This window comes from Lutimaribacter marinistellae (genome assembly GCF_042648365.1).
GTDB classification, from domain to species: Bacteria; Pseudomonadota; Alphaproteobacteria; order Rhodobacterales; family Rhodobacteraceae; genus Lutimaribacter_A; species Lutimaribacter_A marinistellae.
The window spans coordinates 276031-296151 of record NZ_JBHRXI010000010.1 but is presented as its reverse complement, the minus strand read 5'-3'; the positions used below and the strand labels follow the sequence as shown (position 1 = coordinate 296151).

Sequence of the window (20121 nt, the reverse complement as noted above, 5' to 3'; positions counted from 1 at the left end):
CGGCAAAGCTGCCGCCCGGTCATTTTCGATTGCGGTTGATCGATGACGACCAACTGCCCAGTCGCCACTGTTTAACGGTATTGATCGTCCTTATCTGTTTCCGGCGAAGCAGTGACCACAAGGTGGGCCGATGGACGATCTGAACGAATTGCGCGCCTTTCTCCGCGTGGCGGAGTCCGGGAGTTTCGCCGAGGCTGCTCGTCTGACAGGGCAATCCACGTCCTCGATCTCCAAGGCGGTCCGCCGCCTGGAAGAAAAGCTGGGCGTCAAACTCCTGAGCCGAACGACCCGGTCGCTCTCGCGGACGAGCGAGGGGGAGCGGCTTGTCGCCAGCGCACGCCTGATCCTTGACGAGGTGGACGCGGTTGAAAGCGCCTTCAATGACAGCGCTGAGGATCCCCGTGGCAAGCTCGTGATCTCGGCGCCCGAGGCCTTTGGCCGGGCGTGGATGACCGAGCGGGTTCTGGCCTTCATGGCGCGGCATGAAAATGTCGAGATCGAACTGCAATTCGATGACCGGATCGTAGATCTGGTGACCGAGGGCATCGATCTGGCCATTCGTACAGGCTCCCTCGGCAACAGTCCCAATCTGATCGCGAGGCGTTTTTTCGACGACAAGATCCACACCTGTGCCGCGCCTGCCTACCTGGAAAAAACCGGCGTGCCGCAGACACTCAAGGATCTCGACAGGTTTCGCGCCGTTTACTATCGCAACCAGAATACGGGCCGATTGATCCCGTTCCGGTTCAAGGTTGGCGACGAATCCGTTCCCAAATCCATCGAAACGGTTCTTGTCGCGAACAGTATCCATACGCTCGAACAGGCAGGCGCGGCTGGTCTGGGTTTGGTGCAACTTCCTGGTTTCATTGCGCGCAGGTCGATCTGCGAAGGCCGCCTCGTCGAGGTTCTGTCCGAGTTCCGTTCTCCGCTTTTTCGTAATTTCATCGTTTACCCGGAACGGCGCCTTGTCCCTCCTCGCGTGCGGGCATTTGCCGATTTCCTGATCGCCGATCCCCCGACGGTGCCCGAAGTCCCGGAGCAGGGTGGGATCAAGTAATTATGTCCTGACGGGAAAAACTGACTGTCCCAAGAATGGCCTAATGACCTTGGGTCAGCACGACCATCTGCCCCTTCTGTACAAACAAACCTCCCAGGAGCAGGTCGTGAAACTGAAACCGCTACATTATGCCGGAGCAGCCGCGCTTGTCGTTGGTGCTGCATCTGTTTGGGTTGGTGTCGGCCAACCGGGCCTTTCGCATTTCGTACCGCAGGCCGAGGCAGCCGTTTCGGCGGCTCCGGCGCCGCTGCCGCAAGTCGGCGTTATTCGTGCCACAATCCAAACCGTTTCCGAATACGACGAATTCGCTGGTCGATTTACTGCCGCCGACGAGGTCGCGATCCAGCCGCGCGTATCGGGCCAGTTGGAGGCCATCCATTTCCGTCCGGGCCAGATCGTTCAGAAAGGTGACTTGCTGTTCACCATCGATCCACGCCCGTTCGAAGCAACCCTGGCCGAAGCCGAAGCGCGTGTGACCGAGGCCCGTGCCGCGCTGCGGCTTGCCGAGAGCGATCTGGCCCGACAACAGGCCCTGACTTCTCGCGGTCACGCGGCGCAATCTACGCTGGAAGCTGTGCAAGAGGCTGCCGAAGCGGCGCGTGCGTCCATCGCCGGTGCCGAAGCCGCTGTCGAGCGCGCGCGTCTGGACCTCGAGTTCACGCGTATCCATGCCCCTATCACGGGTCGGATTTCGGATGACGCCATAAGTGCCGGTAACCTGATCACGGCGGGGGCGTCCAGCCAGCCGCTGACCACCATCGTATCGATCGACCCGATACATTTCGAATTCGATGCGACGGAGCGGCAATTCCTGAAATACCAGCGCGAGGCCGAAAACGGGGATGCCCGTCAGGCCACCCAAAGCAAGACCGTAGCCGTCAAACTGATCGACGAAGACGCGTTCGAGCACGTGGGCAGGATCGACTTCCTCGACAATGCCCTCGACCGTGCCAGCGGCACCATCCGTGGCCGTGCCGTTCTGGCCAATCCAGATGGCGTCCTGACACCGGGCATGTTCGGGCGTCTGCGCATGACAACGGCCGAGAACGTTCAGCGTGTCCTCGTACCCGAACACGCAATCGGGTCGGACCAGGTCGAGAAATTCGTCTGGGTCGTTGGCGAGAACGGTCAGGTCAGCCGGCGTGCCGTGAAACTTGGCGAACTTCGCGACGGTGAGCGCATCGTCACCGGCCTGCAGGAAGGCGAGCAGGTTGCGGTCGAGAACCTTCACATGATGGCGCCGGGCGCACAGGTCGCCGCGCGGCTTGTCGGTGGCGCCAAACAGACGGCGGCCCTGCGATAGGCAGGCCGCCACGCGGCGTTCCGCATGTTTCCCAAGGAACAGAAAATGCGTTTTTCCCAGTTTTTCATCAACCGACCGATCTTTGCGATCGTGATCTCGGTTTTCATCACCATTGTTGGCGGCTTGGCCGCCCTGAACCTTCCCGTGGCGCAGTACCCGCAAGTTGTGCCGCCGACCGTGCAGGTCACGGCCCGCTACCCCGGTGCCTCGGCAGAGACTATTGCCCGGACAGTTGCGACGCCGCTTGAGCAACAGATCAACGGCGTCGAAGGCATGCTGTACCTTTCGAGCCAGGCTACCGGCAACGGCAACCTGACGATTACCGCGACCTTCGAGGTCGGGTCGGATCTGGATGCTGCACAGGTGCGCGTACAGAACCGTGTTGCCATTGCCGAACCCCGCCTGCCCGAACCGGTGCGACGTCTGGGTGTGACCACCCAGAAGGCATCACCAGACCTGTTGCTGGTCACGCACCTTTTCTCGCCGGATGGAACCCGCGACGATCTGTACATCACCGGTGTCGCGCAACAGGTTCGAGATGAGTTGATCCGACTGGACGGCGTGGGCACCGTGTCGGTGTTTGGCGCGCGCGACTACGCGATGCGCGTCTGGCTGGATCCGGAACGGATCGCGGCGCTGGACATGACGCCGGGCGAAGTGCTTGCTGCCATGCGTTCGCAAAACGTCCAGATCGCTTCGGGTACGCTCAACCAGCAACCGATGCCGTCCGAGGCCGCTTTCGAAGTTGCCGTGCAGACCACGGGCCGCCTTGTTCAACCGGACGAGTTTGGCCGTATCATCGTCAAACGCGCGGATGAGGGCCGCATCGTGCGGCTCGAGGATGTTGCGCGGGTCGAGCTGGGCGCGGCCGACTACAGCACGCGGGCCTATCTCGACACGAACAGTGCCGTGGCCCTGGGCATCACGCAGCGTCCGGGAAGCAACGCGCTCGCAACCGCGGAGGCCATCCTGACCCTGATGGATGAGCTGTCGCAGGATTTCCCCGAGGGTTTGGAACATGACGTGATCTACAACCCGACAGGATTTATCCAGGAATCCGTGGATGCTGTTGCCCATACGATGATCGAGGCCGTCGTTCTGGTCATCGTGGTGGTGATGCTGTTCCTCGGGACGTGGCGCGCGGCAGTCACCCCGATCCTCGCGATCCCGGTCTCCCTGATCGGGACCTTTGCAATCATGGCGGCCCTGGGATTTTCGATCAACAACTTGTCTCTGTTCGGCTTGGTGCTGGCCATCGGCATCGTGGTCGATGACGCCATCATCGTTGTCGAAGGGATCGAGAAACACATCCGCAACGGTCTTGCCCCTCGTGACGCGGCTCGAAAAACGATGGAAGAGGTCTCGGGCGCCTTGGTGGCCGTCGCGCTTGTTCTCGCCGCCGTGTTCATTCCGACCGCGTCGGTGGCGGGTATCTCGGGGCTGTTTTATCGTCAGTTCGCGCTGACCATCACCGCCTCAACCGCGATTTCGCTTCTGGTTTCCCTGACGCTGACGCCAGCGCTGGCGGCCATGCTTCTCAAGCCACACGGAGCGTCCAAACCCGGCCTGCTGGCGCGTCCGGCGGTCTGGGCCCTGGGCAAGTTCAACCGCGGGTTCGATCGGGCCTCGGACGGGTATGGTGCCCTGACCAAACGCCTCGTGCGGATGCCCCTGGTGATGCTGACGATTTTTGCCGGCCTCATGGTGCTGTCTGAAAGGCAGTTCGCCAAGGTTCCGGGAGGGTTCATCCCGCAACAGGACCAGGGATATTACATCGCCGTCGTCCAACTGCCCTCGGGTGCGTCGCTTGACCGAACGGATGCGGTTATCCGCAAAGCAACGCGCAGTTTGCTCGACATCGAAGGTGTCGAGAACACTGCCGTGTTTTCGGGGCTCAACGGCGCGACGCTAACGACCGAAAGCAATATGGGCGTGATCTTCCTGACGCTGACCGGCTTTCACGAGCGGGAAGAGAAGGGCATTCATGCCGACGAGGTTCTGGACGAGGCGCGCAGCCGGATGGCCGCGATCCCCGAGGCCGCGATCTTTGTCATCGGTCCCCCGCCGGTACCCGGCATCGGCACGGGTGGCGGTTTCAAGATGGTGTTGCAGGACCGAGGCGATCTGGGCGTGGTCGCGCTGGAGCAAGCGGCACAAGCCGTGGCCGCGGCAGCGAATGCCGATCCGGGTCTCGTCGCCGTCTTTACCCAGTACAACACCGCTACCCCGCGGATTTGGGCCGAGATCGACCGGGAGAAGGCCGAGATGCTGAACGTTCCTGTGGCGCGGATCAACGAAGCGCTGGAGGTCTATCTGGGTTCGGCTTACGTGAATGACTTCAACCTGCTGGGCCGTACCTATAACGTGGTCGCACAGGCCGATGCGCGGTTCCGCGAAACTGCCGAAGACGTTGCGCGTCTGCGCGTGCGGTCTGATAGCGGGGCCATGGTTCCCTTGGGCGCTGTCACCAGGTTCTCTGATACGACGGGGCCGCTGCGCCAGCCGCGCTACAACCTTTATCAATCGGCGGCGGTACAGGGGCAAACCATGCCGGGCGTCTCGTCTGCCGAGGCCTTGGAGCGCATGGAAGCCATTGCCGCGGAAGTCCTGCCGCAAGGGATCGGATATGAATGGACGGAGCTCAGCTATCAGGAGAAGAACACTGATGACACTGCGGCACTGGTTTTCGCGTTTGCCGTGTTGTTCGTCTTCCTCGTGCTGGCGGCACAGTACGAAAGCTGGGCCTTGCCTGCTGCGGTCATCCTGATCGTTCCGATGGTGCTGCTGTCCGCGATCACAGGGGTCTGGATCGCCGGCTTGGACAACAACATCCTCGTCCAGATCGGTTTCGTCGTTTTGGTGGCATTGGCTTCCAAGAACGCCATCCTGATTGTGGAGTTCGCGAAACAGGCAGAAGAACAGGGCGCCGACCGTTGGCAGGCAGCCGTTCAGGCCGCTCGAACCCGCTTGCGTCCGATCGTCATGACGTCGCTTGCCTTTATCCTCGGTGTGGTTCCCCTGATGCTGGCGACCGGTGCTGGTGCTGAAATGCGCCAGGCTCTGGGTGTCTCGGTGTTCTCGGGGATGTTGGGAGTGACGGTATTCGGCTTGCTGTTCACGCCTGCGTTCTACGTGATCATGCGGTCGATCGAACATCGGTTCAGAGGTCCGATGAAATCACCCGAGGGCACGCTCTCGCCGGGCGTCTAGGACATCTGCTGAAGTCGTGAAAACTGTCTGGCCAGCGCTGTATCCCGCCGCTGGCCTTTTTCGTCTCGATTTGACCGCCGGTCCTTGTGTTTGTTCGCGAGAAGCCCGGTGCAACATAGAGCCGGAAGAGAGCGTAAAGAGAAACTTGACGCGGCGGCACTCTCCGGACCAGCCTGAAGGTGCCGCTTCTTTCTTCAGGACCCCGGAGCACAATCATGACTGTCCCATTGACACAGGACCTCTTGGTCAATTCCGAACGCTCTCGTGATCAGGTCGATACCGATATCGCAGTGTTGAGCAATGGGGACAGCGTTTACGTGTGGGCCTCCGAAGGCCAGGATGGAAGCGGGTTTGGCGCCTACATGCAACGTTACGACTCTGCCGGATCGACCGTCGGGGGCGAGCGGCGGCTCAATGTGGAAACTGTCAATAGTCAGGAAGAGGTGGTCGTGGCGCCCGACACGAACGGGGGCTTTTTCGCGGCGTGGGCTTCCTTTGAGCAGGATGGTTCCGAGTGGGGCATCTATGGCCAACGGTTTGATGCATCGGGTGCCGGTCTTGGCGAGTTCCGAATAAACACTCAGACCAATACGGTTCAGCGCGACCCGGCCATCGCGTTGCTGGAAGGCGGTGGTCACGTGGTTGCATGGCTCGACAGTGACCGGGGCGGACCTGCTGGTTTTGGCATCGCTGCGCAGATGTTTGATACGACCGGCCAGAAACTCGGACCCGAATTCGAAGTCGAACAGGACGCGACCTTTGGTCAAGAGGATCCCGAGATTGCGGCCTTGCCCGGCGGCGGGTTCGTGGTGGTCTGGGAGTCGTTTCGCCAAGACGGCGATTTCTATGGCATTTACGGGCGAATATTCGACGCAAGCGGGCGCGCATCCGGGGCGGAATTCCACGTGAATGACGCAAGCCCGCAGGGCAACCAGATTACGCCCGACGTGGCGACACTGACCGATGGTAGCTTTGTCGTCGTCTGGCATGGGCGTGACGGAGATCAGGGTGGTATCTTTGCCCGTCATTATTCCGCTATGGGAGCACCGGGCACCGAATTTGTCGTGAATGCCTCTACGGTGGGAGATCAACGTGAGCCGGCAATAACGGCGCTTCCCGATGGAGGATACTATATCGCGTGGACGGAGGGGACGCGAGATGGCGACGGGCGCGGTCTTTTTGGTCAGCGCTTTGCGTCCGACGACAGCCGCGTAGGCCCCGAACGCCAAGTCAATCGTGATTTCGATGGTGAGCAATTCGATGTATCGCTTGCCGCGCGGGGGAACGAGGTTCTCGTCGGTTGGACCTCTGACGTGAATAGCAGCAGTTTCGAGGTTTTTCGCCAGACGCGACAGGTCGTCGATGTGTACGGGACCAGGCAGGATGATTCCCTTTCTGCCGCGCCCGGTCGAACTGTCGTCGACGGATTGAGCGGAAACGACACGATTTCGGGTAGTGCTGCGACCGACTGGCTGATCGGCGGCGAGGGCAATGATCTGTTGTCGGGGCTGGACGGGTTCGACTTCCTCGATGGCGGCCCCGGTTTCGACACTGCCGATTACGAACGCGAAGGTGCTGCAGTCGTGGCCGACTTGCGTAACGGTGTTGCCGCCACCACCGATCGCCTTGTGAACATGGAAGGCATGATCGGGACATCCTTTTCAGATCTGCTTTTCGGGGATGATGCCGACAACGGGTTCGGTGGAAGGGATGGCGATGACAGGATCGAAGGGTTTGACGGTGCCGACACCATATCCGGTGGCGACGGTGCAGATGTCCTTCTGGGTGGTCCGGGAAATGACGATATCCAAGCCGGAAGTGGCACTGACACCGTGATTGGCGGCGAAGGCGACGATTTCCTCTATGGCAGTACGGCCGCTTTCACACTGACGCAGGCCGACCAGCGGGATGCAATTTTCGGCGGTGACGGGAACGACTTCATAGACGGTGGTTTGGGCAATGACGAATTGCGCGGGGATGCCGGTAACGACACTGTCACCGGCGGTTTCGGCTCTGACAGTGTATTCGGCGGTGACGGAGACGACGTGATCACCGGTGAAGCGCTCTCCGACCTCATTTTCGGAGGAGCGGGCGACGATTTCATCAACGGAGGATTCGGCTTTGACCGTCTCAACGGTGGGGACGGGGCGGACCGTTTCTTCCATCTCGGGATCGCCAATCACGGCTCGGATTGGATCCAGGACTATGACGCCGCCGAAGGCGATTTGTTGAATTACGGCGGAGGTTCGGCCACGAAGAACGACTTCCTCGTCCAGCGTGCGGTAACTGCGAACGCCGGAGATCCCGCGATCGCCGAGGTTTTCGTCACGCATGTACCATCAGGCAATCTGCTTTGGGCGTTGGTGGATGGTGACACCCAAGCGCAACTGAATGTCATCGCCGCAGGCCAGGTCTTTGACCTGCTGGCATGATCGCCGGCGCCAACTCTGTTAGGTAGGCATCCACTTCATGGCTTGCCGAACAATGGGGTTTTCATGATTGGATGGTGCTGCTGGAGAGAATTGAACTCTCGACCTCTCCCTTACCAAGGGAGTGCTCTACCTCTGAGCTACAGCAGCATCGTGGGCGGGTGATTAGACGCAAACGAATCCGCGTGCAAGGCCTATCTGGACGCTTTTTTTGCCCTCCTGTAGAGAAAGGACATGGTAGAGCACACAGGCCGGAAGAAATCCGGAAACGCAGAGCAAACACGCGAGGATCGTCTAAAGGCGGCATTGAAGGCCAACCTTGCGAGACGCAAGGGGCAGGCGCGTGCGCGGGCGGCCGCGGAAGAAAACAAAGAGAAAGACGAGGGCTGAGCAGATGGATTCGATTCTTGTGACGGGCAATGGGCCTGTAAGCGGGCAGATCCCGATTGCCGGGGCTAAAAACGCCTGCCTGACGCTGATGCCGGCAACGCTTTTGAGCGATGAACCGCTCACGTTGACCAACGCACCACGGCTCAGCGACATCCGCACGATGTCGACCCTGTTGCAGTCGCTGGGGGCCGAGGTGTCTGCCCTGCAGGACGGCAAGGTTCTGGCGATGTCGAGCCACGACTTGAATAATCTGCGGGCCGATTATGACATCGTCCGCAAGATGCGGGCGTCTATCCTGGTGCTGGGGCCGCTGCTTGCGCGGGCGGGCGAGGCTGTCGTGTCACTTCCCGGCGGCTGTGCCATCGGAGCCAGGCCGGTTGACCTGCATCTGCGCGCGCTCGAGGCACTGGGAGCGGAGATGGACCTGCGAGATGGTTATGTGCATGCCAAGGCTCCAAGCGGATTGAAAGGCGGGGTCATCGAGTTCCCCTTGGTGTCCGTCGGTGCCACCGAGAATGCGTTGATGGCCGCTACCTTGGCCAAGGGCACAACTGTCATCCGCAATGCGGCACGCGAGCCCGAGATTGTCGATCTGGCTGAATGTCTGCGCAAGATGGGTGCACGGATCGAGGGTGATGGAACCTCGGAGATAACGGTAGAGGGCGTGGATCGCCTGCATGGTGCAACGCATCAGGTTGTCACTGACCGGATCGAACTGGGCACTTACATGCTGGCTCCGGTGATCTGCGGCGGTGAGGTCGAATTGATCGGTGGGCGTATGAACTTGCTGAAAGCATTCATCGAAAAGCTGGATGAGGCAGGCGTCGAAGTCAGCGAGACCGAGGCAGGGTTGAAGGTCCGTCCGCGCAACGGGCGGGTCAGCGCGGTCGACGTTGTGACGGAACCGTTTCCCGGCTTCCCCACGGATTTGCAAGCGCAGATGATGGCGCTGATGTGCACAGCCGAGGGCACGTCGGTTCTCGAAGAGAAGATTTTCGAGAATCGGTTCATGCATGCCCCTGAACTGATGCGCATGGGTGCACAAATCGACGTACATGGTGGGACCGCGAAGGTAACCGGGGTCGAGCAATTGCGTGGCGCACCAGTCATGGCAACTGATCTGCGGGCCAGCGTCTCGCTTATTCTTGCCGGCATGGCGGCAGAAGGAGAGACCCGGGTGAACCGCGTCTATCACCTTGACCGGGGGTACGAGAACGTGGTCGAGAAACTGTCGGCCGTTGGAGCCAAGATAGAACGGATACGGGACTGATGGCGGACGCGAAATTCGAAGACGCAAGGGAAACGCCACTAAATCTTGGCGCCGAAGATGCCGAAGACCTCGAGGTCGTATCGTCATTGGTTCAGGATTCGGTTTTTCCCGTGACCGAAATCGCTTGGCAGCCGGCCCGGAGGCGGTTTGCCTTGCTTCTGAACCGCTTCCGGTGGGAAGACTTGCCCGCGGCCGAGCGGGGTACTCGTGATCCTGAACGCGTGCAATCCCTTCTCGTGTTCGACAACGTCCTGGCTGTGGCCAGCCAAGGGATTGACCGGGCTGACAAGGACTTGATCCTGTCACTCCTCTCGATCGGTTTCGATCCGGATGAGGAAGGGGCCGGCAGCATTCACCTGGTTCTTGCCGGTGACGGCGTGATCCGCTTGTCGGTCGAGGCGATCGAGGCACGGCTGAAGGACGTTACGCGCCCTTACCGCGCGCCGTCGGGCAAGACGCCGCATCACCCTGACTGATTGCTTGAGGCCGGACAGTGCTAGGGCTATGTCCCGCCAAAAGGTTCCGGAGGACAATGGATGCCGCAGTTTCTGGACACGACCGCGCACGAATTCGAACAGGCGTTTTTGGCGCTGTTGAGCGCGAAGCGCGAGGATAGTCCTGACGTGGACGAGGTCGTCGCCGCTATCATCGCCGACGTCCGTACCCGGGGCGACGTGGCGGTGATCGAACTGACCGAGCGTTTCGACCGGATCGCGTTGACGCCCGATGGGTTGCGGTTTTCCCCTTCCGAGGTGGACGAAGCGATTGACAGAGTACCGGCAGCCGAGCGGCAAGCGCTCGAATTGGCGGCCGAGCGCATTCGTGCCTACCATGAGCGGCAAATGCCTGCGGATGACGAATGGACAGACGTGACAGGCGCGACCCTTGGTTGGCGTTGGTCGGCAGTGGCGGCGGCCGGGCTTTACGTTCCGGGCGGGCTGGCGTCTTACCCGTCTTCCGTACTCATGAACGCGGTTCCGGCCAAGGTCGCCGGAGTTGGCAGGCTTGCCATAGCGGTGCCGACCCCGGACGGGGTTGTGAACCCTTTGGTCCTGTTGGCTGCACGTCTGGCCGGTGTGGACGAGATCTATCGCATTGGCGGCGCGCAGGCCATCGCTGCCTTGGCCTACGGCACCGAAAGTATCGCGCCAGTGGACAAGATCACCGGCCCTGGCAACGCGTTCGTCGCAGCGGCAAAGCGTCGTGTGTTCGGCAAGGTCGGCATCGACATGATCGCTGGCCCGTCCGAAATCCTTGTGATCGCGGACAAGGATAACGAGCCGGACTGGATCGCATTGGATTTGTTGAGCCAGGCCGAACATGACGAAAGCGCGCAGTCGATCCTCATCACCGACGATGCCGATTTTGGGCGCGCAGTGGCCGACGCGGTCGAGGCGCGCTTGCAGACCTTGGAACGACGCGAAATCGCCGGCGCGTCCTGGCGTGATTTTGGAGCCGTGATCGTCGTTCGCGATCTCGACGAGGCCGCAGTGCTTTCAAATCGGATCGCGCCCGAGCACTTGGAGCTTTGCGTTGCCGATCCGGACGGGCTGAGCCGCAAGACCACTCATGCGGGCGCAATTTTCCTGGGTCAGTACACGCCCGAGGCCATCGGCGATTACGTGGGCGGGCCGAACCATGTGCTGCCCACGGCACGATCCGCGCGCTTCTCATCGGGGCTTTCGGTGATGGATTTCCTCAAACGCACGACCGTAGCCCGGATGACGCCCGAGGCTCTGCGTGCCATCGGCCCGTCCGCGGAAACCCTGGCGCGTTCCGAGAGTCTCGAGGCACATGGCCTGTCGGTGCGCGCGCGATTGGACAGGTTGAATGGCTAAGCCATTCGTCGTTTGACATTCGCGCTCAAAAGGGGACTCTCGGCCAAGTTGGACTATGGCCAGTCGGCACGTACGGAGACCTGAATGACGCCCCAAAACGCCCCGAGTACCCACGACGCCGAAGAGGATGTCCGCAACCGCGACATCCTGATCTACGTCAATGGAGACCTGTTGCATCGCGACGAGGCTAAGGTGTCGGTCTATGATTCCGGGTTCATGCTGGGCGACGGAATGTGGGAAGGGATGCGCCTGTATGACGGCGTCTGGGCCTTCTTCGACGAACATATGGACCGGTTTTTCGACTCATGTCGGGCGGTTAGCCTTGATGTCGGGACGGACCGGGCCGGGATCATGGAGGCTCTGACCCGCACCGCTGAGGCCAATGGCATGGTGACTGACGTCCACTGTCGCTTGATGTTGACCCGGGGGGTCAAGGTTAAGCCGTTTCAGCATCCAAAGCTCAGCCAATCGGGCCCGACCATGGTGATTATCATGGAGCATTCAAAGCCGGCAGATGTCCTGCAATCGAAAGGGATCCGTTTGGCCACCGTACCGCAGGTACGCGGATTGCCGATGAGCCAAGACGCAAAGTACAACAGTCACTCGAAACTCAACTGTGTGATCGCCTGTTTGCAGGCCGAACAGGCCGGGGCGGACGAAGGACTGATGCTGGATCCGCATGGGTTCGTGAACACCACCAACGCCTGCAACTTCTTTATCGTACGACGCGGAGAGGTTTGGACCTCGACCGGCGACTATTGCATGAACGGTGTCACGCGGCAAAAGGTGATCGACATCTGCCGCGACAACGGCATCCCGGTCCACGAGAAAAACTTCAGCTTGTACGAAGCCTATGGCGCGGACGAAGCTTTTCTGACCGGCACATTCGGGGCTCAGACTCCGGTGGCCGAGATCGACGGAAAGCAGATCGGTAGTGGCGATCGCCCTGTGATGCGGCGGATCCGCCGTCTTTACAAGGACCTGATCGAACAGGAGATCGCCCGTCAAAAGGGGAGATAGAGCCCTAAAGGCAGGCAGCCATCAGCCTGTAGGTGATCTGCGCCGCGGTGAAATCCCACGCCGCGTTGCCATCGGGAGCCAGTTCGACCACGTCCAGACCAACGCACTTGCGCCCTTTGAGCGCGTGCTCGACAAGCCTGAGAGCTTGATAATAGCCGAGGCCGCCCGGCACGGGTGTTCCGGTCGCTGGCATCTGGCTTGGGTCCAAACCGTCGACATCGAAGCTGACATAGACGTGTTCGGGGAAGTCTTCAGGCAAATCCACTTCCAGAATATTGCCAGTCACCAACTCTTCGGCGTCGCGAAAAAAGACTTCGTTTCGAACCCGGCTTTCCGACTCGTCTGACGACAGTGCCCGGACCCCGAATTGTGCGAGCCTGTGCCCATCCTGTGTCAACAGGTGCATGACCGAAGCGTGAGAGTGCTTTTCACCCTGATAGGCCACGCGCAGATCGGCATGGGCGTCGATCTGGACGATACCAACGGGGTGACCCAAGGCTCGCGACACACCGATGACCGCGCCATAGCTCAAAGAGTGTTCACCCCCTAGCGTGACAGGAACCCGGCCGGCACGAACCGCTGCCTCCGTGCGTGCGGCGAGACGTTCCATCACCTCCGGCATCGGGCCGGAACAATCGATTGGTGCTTCGGTCAGAATGCCCCGGGCGCAAGGTTCGTCACCATTTGTGCCCCTCTCCAACTCGTTCGACGCCGCGATGATTGCCTCGGCGCCTTTAGCGGTGCCCGAGCCATAAGAAACGGTACGTTCCAGCGGTACGGGGATCACGCGAAACAGCGCATCTTGGCCGCGTTCTGCTTCGGTCAACTCGCTGTCGAGAAAGATGTTCATGAGAGACGTTCCTTGAAATCCTCATACCCGAACGAACGAATGATTTTCAGTTCGTCGGTTTCACTGTTCCAAAGCGCGATGGCAGGGAGCGGGACGCCGTTAAACGTATTCGTCTTCACCATCGAGTAATGCGCTTGGTCGAGAAATGCAAAACGCTGGCCGGGGGTCAGCGGCCGAAGAAAAGCATAATCACCAATCACGTCACCGGCGAGGCAGGACGGCCCGCCGAGGCGATAGGTATGGCCCGACTCCGGTTCGCCCAGCATCGCCGGTCGGTAAGGGGCTTCGATCACGTCCGGCATGTGGCATGTCGCAGATATATCGACGATCGCCAGATCCTGCCCGTTATGCGTAGTATCGAGCACTTCACCCACAAGGATACCGGCATCCAGAGCAACCGCCTCACCAGGTTCCAGATAAACATCGACGCCATACTTTTCCCGGACCTGCCTGATGAACGCGACCAAACCGTCCCGATCATAGTCATCGCGGGTGATATGGTGACCTCCGCCGAAGTTCATCCATTTCAACTGCGGCAGGTAAGGGGCGATCTTTGGTTCCAGTGCGTCCCATGTTCGCAGGAGAGGATCGAGCCCTTGTTCGCACAACGTGTGCATGTGCAACCCGTCGACACCTGCAATCGCATGGCGGTCGAGTTGGCTCACGGGTGTGCCAAGTCGCGAGCAGGGAGCACAGGGATCGTATTTCGCGACTTCCCCTTCCGAATGTTCGGGATTGATCCTTAGCCCAACCTGTTTTCCGGCGAACCGAACGCGCGGGGCGAACCGATCTTTTTGAGCGGGACTGTTGAAGATGACGTGGTCGGACAGTGCCGCGATCTCGTCAATCTCGCTTTCCTTGTAGGCGGCGCAGAAGGTAGCGACTTCTCCGCCATATTCTTCTCGCGCAAGGCGTGCCTCGAATATTCCGCTTGCGCATGTGCCGCCAAGATACCGTCGGACCAGCGGTGCGACAGAGAACATCGAGAATGCCTTGAGCGCGGCGAGCACATGTGCGCCCGAGCGATCGGAGATGCCCTTGAGGATGGACAGGTTCCGTTCCACGGCCTTCTCATCCACGACGAAACACGGGGACGGAACGCGCGTCAGATCGAAATCGCGGAACGCGCCGGGATCACCGGCCTGGGTTGCCATCATGTCTGCCATTGGAGAGGTCTCCGTTTGGTGGAAAGGCCGGGGGGCGCTGCCCCCCGGACCCCCCGGGATATTTCGAGCAAGAGGAAGGGGGCTGGCGCCGTCAGAACGTTACCGGGCCGTCAAGCTCGTGGACCTGCCAGGGCAGGCCCTGATTGTTGAGCATGTCCATGAAATCATCGGGGTCCAGCTGCTCCATGTTCCAGACGCCCGGTTCGGTCCAATTGCCCTTCAGCACTTGTGCTGCGCCGATCATGGCGGGCACGCCAGTGGTATAGCTGACGGCCTGGCTGCCGACCTCGCGATAGCATTCCTCGTGGTCGCAGATGTTGTAGATGTAGTATGTCTTCTCGCCCGAGCCGTCCTTGGCCTGACCCGTGGCGATGTCGCCGATGCAGGCCTTGCCCTTCGTTTCCGCGCCCAGATCGCCGGGGTCGGGCAGCAGCGTTTTCAGAAACTGGATCGGGATGATCTCTTTACCGTCATGCATTACCGGGTCGATGCGGGTCATGCCGACATTCTCCAGCACCTTGGCGTGGGTGATGTAGGCGTCGCCAAAGGTCATCCAGAACCGCGCGCGTTCAATCTCGGGGAAGTGGGTGGAGAGCGACTCCAGTTCCTCGTGATACATCAGGTACATGTTCTTGGGGCCGATGGCGGGGAAATCGAATTCCACCTTGTGGGTCATGGCGGGGGAGTGTTTCCACTCACCGTTTTCCCAGTGGCGCACTTCGGCCAGCACTTCGCGCAGGTTGATCTCGGGGTTGAAGTTGGTCGCGAATTCTTGGTCATTCGAGCCGCCGTTTGCGTCCAGCACGTCGATCTGACGGATCGTGTCCAGCTTGTGTTTCTTGAGCCATTTGGCGAACACACTGGTCACACCCGGGTCGAAGCCCGAGCCGAGGATCGCGGTCAGCCCGGCCTTTTTGAACTTGTCCTGGTAAGCCCATTGCCAGTGATATTCGAATTTGGCTTCGTCCTCGGGTTCGTAATTCGCGGTGTCGAGGTAGTGGCAGCCAGCCTCGAGGCAGGCATCCATCAGCACGAGGTCCTGATAGGGCAGGGCAAGGTTCACGAGGATCTCTGCCCCGGTCTCCTTGATGAGCTTGACCGTGTCGGCCACGTCATAGGCATCGAGCGCAGCGGTTTTGATATCCACGCCGACGCGTTCCTTGACCGATTTCGCGATAGCGTCGCATTTCGCCTTTGTGCGGCTGGCGAGCGTGATCTCGGTAAAGATTTCGGGGTTCATCGCCATCTTGTGCACGGCGGCGTGGCTTACGCCGCCCGCGCCGACAACCAGTGTCTTGCCCATGGGGTGTCCTCCTGTCGGGGTGGTCATTCGTAATAGGTGTATCCGTTGATGGAGTCGCGATACGCGCTCATCAACGTCTTGCGGTCGTTCGCCTTGAGGCTGCCGCCTGCGATGGCTTCGTCCACCATCTTGCGGAATGCGGCGACGCAATCGGTTGGATCGAACTCGACATATGCCATGACCTCGGAGATGGTGTCTCCTTCCTGCTCATGCAACAACTCGAACCCGCCATCCGGCTTGAGGTCGATGGTTACGACGTTGGTGTCACCGAAGAGGTTATGCAGGTCGCCAAGCGTTTCCTGATAGGCGCCGACAAAGAAGACCCCCATATAGTATTCATCCTCTTCCGGAAGCGTATGCACCGGCAGAGAGGGCGACGTACCATCGGCAAGGATGAAGCGGTCGATCTTTCCGTCACTGTCGCAGGTGATGTCGGAAAGAACAGCCCGGCGGTCGGGGGCCTGATCGAGCATTTGCAAGGGCACGATCGGATGTAGCTGGTCGATGGCCCAGACATCGGGGAGCGACTGGAACAGCGAGAAGTTGCAATGATAGATGTCGGCTAGCTTTTCGAGTTGGTCGTCGAGATCGGTGATTTCGTCCTCGGCCGCGACCAGCGCCTTTATCCGCGCCATCAGTCGCAGGTAAATGCGTTCGGCCCGGGCCATCTGTCGTAGGTCGACATAGCCACGACGGAACAGGGCGCGCAACTCGTTGCGGTAGAAAGTGGCGTCGTTCCAGCATTCCTGCAAACGGGCGGGCGTCAGGTAGCCTTCCACGGCGGCAAGGTCCGAGACCATGTGGTGATCGTCCGGCTCTACCTCGGGAGCATCCGGTGCATCGTACAGCGTGCTTTCCAGCACGTTGAATACCAGCATCGACGAAGTGGCGACGACGGCCCGTCCGCTCTCGGTGACGATGGTGGGGTGGTCCATCCCGGCTTCGTCCATCGCGTAGGCAACCGTTTCGACGACGTTGTCGCAGTATTCTCCAACCGAGTAGTTGATCGAATTTTCGGTCGCCTTCTTTTCGCCGGTGTAATCGACACCCATGCCGCCACCGAGATCTAGATGCGTAAGGGGGACGCCTTCGCGCGTCAGTTCGGTGAAATACCGGCAGGCTTCGCCAACAGCGCGGCGCACGTCGTTCACATCGGGTACTTGGCTTCCCAGATGCGAATGCTGGAGTTTCAGACAGTGAATCAGTCCTGCGTCGCGCAGTTTGTCCACCACGCGGATCAGCTGGTCCGTATTCATGCCAAAGGAGGAACGATCGCCTGAGCTTTCTTCCCACTTGCCGCTGATCTGGTTGGTCAGCTTCACCCGAACACCGATGAGCGGCTCGATCCCCAGCTCCTTGTAAACCTCGATTACGGTATCGGCCTCCTTAGGGCTCTCCAGCACGATAACGGTGTTGAAGCCCAGCTTGCGCGACAGGGTGGCAAGCCGGATGAACTCGGCATCCTTCACCCCGTTGCAGACAATCAAGGCATCCGGTGGCAGGCGATGTGCCAGCGCAATGACGAGCTCGGGCTTGGACCCTGCTTCAAGACCGCAGGAGTAGGGTTTGCCAAACTCCACGATGCGGTCGATCACTTGCGCTTGCTGGTTCACCTTGATCGGGAAAACGCCACGATACTTGCCCCGGTAGCTCGTTCGCTTGATTGCAGATGCGAAGCTTTCGTTGATGTTCTTGATTTCGCTTTCGAGATAGGAAGCCACACGCAGGACCATTGGCGAACGGATTCCACGTTCCTCGAGGTCCTTCAGGATGCCCGGAAGGCTGATGGCCGCAGCCTCGGGCGCGCGTGGGTTTCGCAGCCCGATTTCGCCTCCGCCGGTTACCTCGATGAGGCCCTTGCCCCATTTCTCGACACCATAAATGGCGTGCGGCGCGTCGGATGAGTGTTTCAAACAGGCGTCCCCCAGGGTCAGGTCGTGTCAGGTCCCGTCGACCAGCGCCGCCGCCTTAGCGGAGGCCTTCGATTCTTCCAACATCAAACTGGCGGGTTCGTTCCAACCGCAGGTCCGGCTTGATCTTTTTGCATGCATCCACCGTAGCCGCTCGACGCAGGGGCGCAACCCGTCTAGCCTGCGCGGCGATGACCCACGACACCAAATCATGCTGCCAGACCCCGCCGCGTAATCAGGGCAGATCTGCTGTGAAAACGCCTGCTACCAAGCCAGTACAGGCGGTGGATGCGGTCGAGATACCGGGCGGCAGAGCGTTCGTGGGAACGAATACCCCCGAGCTGCCCATGGATGGGGAAGGTCCCTTGCGCCGACAAAGGGTAAACCCATTTCGGATCGGGCGGACCGCGGTGACAAACGCCCAGTTCGCCGAATTCGTTGACCAGACCGGTTACCGAACAGAGGCGGAGCGCTGGGGGTGGTCCTTTGTCTTCTTTGCGCAGGTTCCCGATGAACTTGGCGCCACCGAAGGGGTTCAGGGGGCAGATTGGTGGCGGCGCATCGATGGAGCGACCTGGCGCGACGTGAATGGGCCGGGCACACATGACGCCGCGTGGAAGCCGGATCATCCGGTCGTGCACGTATCCTGGCACGACGCGAGAGCCTATGCCGCCTGGGTGGGAGGAAGGTTGCCCACCGAAGCCGAGTGGGAGCATGCGGCGCGTGGCGGTTTGGAAGATGTACGTTTCCCGTGGGGTGACCGCGAACCCGATGATCGGCAGTTTCTTCCCTGCAATATCTTCCAGGGGCGCTTTCCCGACACCAACACTGGCGCGGACGGGCATGTAGCGACCGCCCCGGCAAGGTCTTTCGGCTCCAATGGCTACGGACTCTACAACATGTGCGGGAATGTCTGGGAGTGGACGGCAGACACGTTCCGAATCCGTTCCCTCCGCAAGCAGGCCAAGGCGAGGATGGCGGCGATGGACGGCTATCGCCTCTCCAAAGGGGGATCCTTCCTGTGCCACAAGAGCTACTGTTATCGTTACAGGATCGCCGCTCGCAGTGGCAATTCGCCAGACAGCACGACAACCCACCAGGGGTTTCGTGTTGTCTGGCCCGTAGGCCAAGGGGACCACGGAGGTTGACGGGAAGCGCACTTGGTAGCCGGCAGCGCAAAGCTGGTTTCCCCCGTCGAACGGATCCCGTAATCTGGCCTTTGACACGATGAGGGATCCTGCGCGCCATGTCGCGATTTGACGAGTACTTCCTGCGGCAATTGTTGGTGCTGTTCGGATTTTTCACGCTTGTTCTGGTGGGGGTCTTCTGGATCACGCGCTCGGTCAGTCTGTTCGACACGCTCATCAGCGGCGGTCAGTCTGCCATGGTTTTCCTCGAATTCACGGCCCTGACGCTGCCGACGTTGATCCGAACCGTCATGCCGATGGCCGTTTTCGGTGCAGCGGTCTACGTCACCAATCGCCTCAGCCGGGAAAGCGAACTGACCGTGATGCTGGCCACCGGATCTAGCCCGATGCGCCTTGCAAGACCGGTCCTTGTCTTCGGTCTGGTGGCAGCGGTGATGATGGGTACGATCACGATCTACCTGCGCCCGGCTTCGCTTCTTCAACTGGAACAGCGCGAGGCCGAAGTGGCGCGCGACGTCACGGCGCAACTTCTCAACGAGGGGGAGTTCATGCACCCGGTAAAGGGCGTGACCTTCTATATCGGTCGGATCGACCGTGATGGCACCCTCAACGACGTGTTCCTGTCGGATCGGCGTTTGCCCGCACGCCCCGTGACCTTTTCCGGGTCTCGCGCTTTCCTCGTCAGTGATGGGCCGCAAACCAACCTCGTGATGATCGATGGCATGGCTTTGCGGTATGATGCGAAATCCGGGACCATGTCCTCTACCTTGTTCGAAGACTTTTCCTACGATATTTCTCCGCTGATCCGTGATGACGAGGAGGTCGCGCGGAACATTCGGGGCATCCCGACACTCGAGTTGATCCGCGATCGTGATATCATCCGCGAGGCTGAAAACTACACCGACGGGCAAGTGCTGGAAGAGTTGCACCAACGATTTGCCTGGGCGACGATCTGCATCGCAGTGGCCTTGGTGGGTTTTGCGGCGCTTATGCTTGGTGCTTTTTCGCGTTTCGGTCTCTGGCCGCAAATCCTCACCGCGTTCGGCTTTCTGATCGCGCTCGAAGGGATGCGCGGTGTGCTCTCGCCCATCGTAGTAGCCCGACCGGATTTGTGGTGGTTGCTATACGCGCCGACACTGACCGGCCTCGCCGTGGCATGGGTTTTCCTGCAGGTCGCGGGGCGCCCCTTGGCAAGGCTTTTTCGGCGCGCTTCAAGCGTGGCCTGAG

Annotated in this window: 14 protein-coding genes and 1 tRNA gene; 10 read left to right on the top strand and 5 right to left on the bottom strand. The window is 60.4% G+C overall.

Annotated features, from left to right (window positions below):
* Positions 1-130 precede the first annotated feature (130 nt).
* The 4 genes from ACFORG_RS10270 (at position 131) to ACFORG_RS10255 (ending at position 8002) form a co-directional block, all read left to right on the top strand.
* The gene (locus ACFORG_RS10270) at positions 131-1057 is read left to right on the top strand and encodes a LysR family transcriptional regulator (RefSeq protein ID WP_386735334.1); all 927 of its coding nucleotides are present in this window, start codon (positions 131-133) and stop codon (positions 1055-1057) included.
* 106 nt (positions 1058-1163) lie between these two features.
* Positions 1164-2360, top strand: a complete 1197-nt coding sequence (locus tag ACFORG_RS10265) for an efflux RND transporter periplasmic adaptor subunit (protein WP_386735333.1) — start codon at positions 1164-1166, stop codon at positions 2358-2360.
* A 45-nt stretch (positions 2361-2405) separates the two neighbouring features.
* The gene (locus ACFORG_RS10260; protein WP_386735332.1) at positions 2406-5570 is read left to right on the top strand and encodes an efflux RND transporter permease subunit; all 3165 of its coding nucleotides are present in this window, start codon (positions 2406-2408) and stop codon (positions 5568-5570) included.
* A gap of 215 nt (positions 5571-5785) precedes the next feature.
* A complete protein-coding gene (locus ACFORG_RS10255) occupies positions 5786-8002 on the top strand; it encodes a calcium-binding protein (RefSeq protein WP_386735331.1) in 2217 nt (738 codons plus the stop codon).
* Positions 8003-8074: 72 nt separating this feature from the next.
* Here the strand turns inward: ACFORG_RS10255 and ACFORG_RS10250 are convergent.
* A tRNA-Thr gene (locus ACFORG_RS10250) sits at positions 8075-8149 on the bottom strand.
* Between the two features lie 244 nt (positions 8150-8393).
* Here ACFORG_RS10250 and murA point away from each other — a divergent pair.
* From murA to ACFORG_RS10230, 4 genes are all read left to right on the top strand, one after another.
* Entirely contained in the window at positions 8394-9659 is a 1266-nt protein-coding gene (murA, locus tag ACFORG_RS10245; RefSeq protein WP_386735330.1) for a UDP-N-acetylglucosamine 1-carboxyvinyltransferase, read from the top strand.
* Positions 9659-10135 carry a DUF2948 family protein gene (locus ACFORG_RS10240; protein WP_386735329.1) on the top strand — a complete coding sequence of 159 codons (477 nt, stop codon included), beginning with the start codon at positions 9659-9661 and terminating at the stop codon, positions 10133-10135. Before murA ends, ACFORG_RS10240 begins: the two co-directional genes overlap by 1 nt.
* Positions 10136-10195: 60 nt before the next feature.
* The gene (gene hisD / locus ACFORG_RS10235) at positions 10196-11497 is read left to right on the top strand and encodes a histidinol dehydrogenase (protein ID WP_386735328.1); all 1302 of its coding nucleotides are present in this window, start codon (positions 10196-10198) and stop codon (positions 11495-11497) included.
* 84 nt (positions 11498-11581) lie between these two features.
* Positions 11582-12517 (top strand): aminotransferase class IV, encoded by a 936-nt coding sequence (locus tag ACFORG_RS10230; protein ID WP_386735326.1) that lies wholly within the window; start codon positions 11582-11584, stop codon positions 12515-12517.
* Between the two features lie 4 nt (positions 12518-12521).
* Here the strand turns inward: ACFORG_RS10230 and speB are convergent, their stop codons facing one another.
* From speB to speA, 4 genes are all read right to left on the bottom strand, one after another.
* On the bottom strand, positions 12522-13367 hold the full coding sequence (speB, locus tag ACFORG_RS10225) for an agmatinase (RefSeq protein WP_386735325.1): 846 nt from the start codon (positions 13365-13367) through the stop codon (positions 12522-12524).
* Positions 13364-14533 carry a carboxynorspermidine decarboxylase gene (gene nspC, locus ACFORG_RS10220; RefSeq protein WP_386735324.1) on the bottom strand — a complete coding sequence of 390 codons (1170 nt, stop codon included), beginning with the start codon at positions 14531-14533 and terminating at the stop codon, positions 13364-13366. The genes speB and nspC overlap by 4 nt, the downstream gene beginning before the upstream one ends.
* A gap of 91 nt (positions 14534-14624) precedes the next feature.
* Positions 14625-15836, bottom strand: a complete 1212-nt coding sequence (locus tag ACFORG_RS10215) for a saccharopine dehydrogenase family protein (protein ID WP_386735323.1) — start codon at positions 15834-15836, stop codon at positions 14625-14627.
* Positions 15837-15859: 23 nt separating this feature from the next.
* Positions 15860-17749 carry a biosynthetic arginine decarboxylase gene (gene speA, locus ACFORG_RS10210; RefSeq protein WP_386735322.1) on the bottom strand — a complete coding sequence of 630 codons (1890 nt, stop codon included), beginning with the start codon at positions 17747-17749 and terminating at the stop codon, positions 15860-15862.
* A 188-nt stretch (positions 17750-17937) separates the two neighbouring features.
* On the opposite strand from speA, the gene ACFORG_RS10205 reads away from it, so the two are divergent.
* Positions 17938-18894 carry a formylglycine-generating enzyme family protein gene (locus tag ACFORG_RS10205; protein WP_386735321.1) on the top strand — a complete coding sequence of 319 codons (957 nt, stop codon included), beginning with the start codon at positions 17938-17940 and terminating at the stop codon, positions 18892-18894.
* A gap of 98 nt (positions 18895-18992) precedes the next feature.
* Positions 18993-20120 carry an LPS export ABC transporter permease LptF gene (gene lptF / locus ACFORG_RS10200; protein WP_386735320.1) on the top strand — a complete coding sequence of 376 codons (1128 nt, stop codon included), beginning with the start codon at positions 18993-18995 and terminating at the stop codon, positions 20118-20120.
* Position 20121 lies beyond the last annotated feature (1 nt).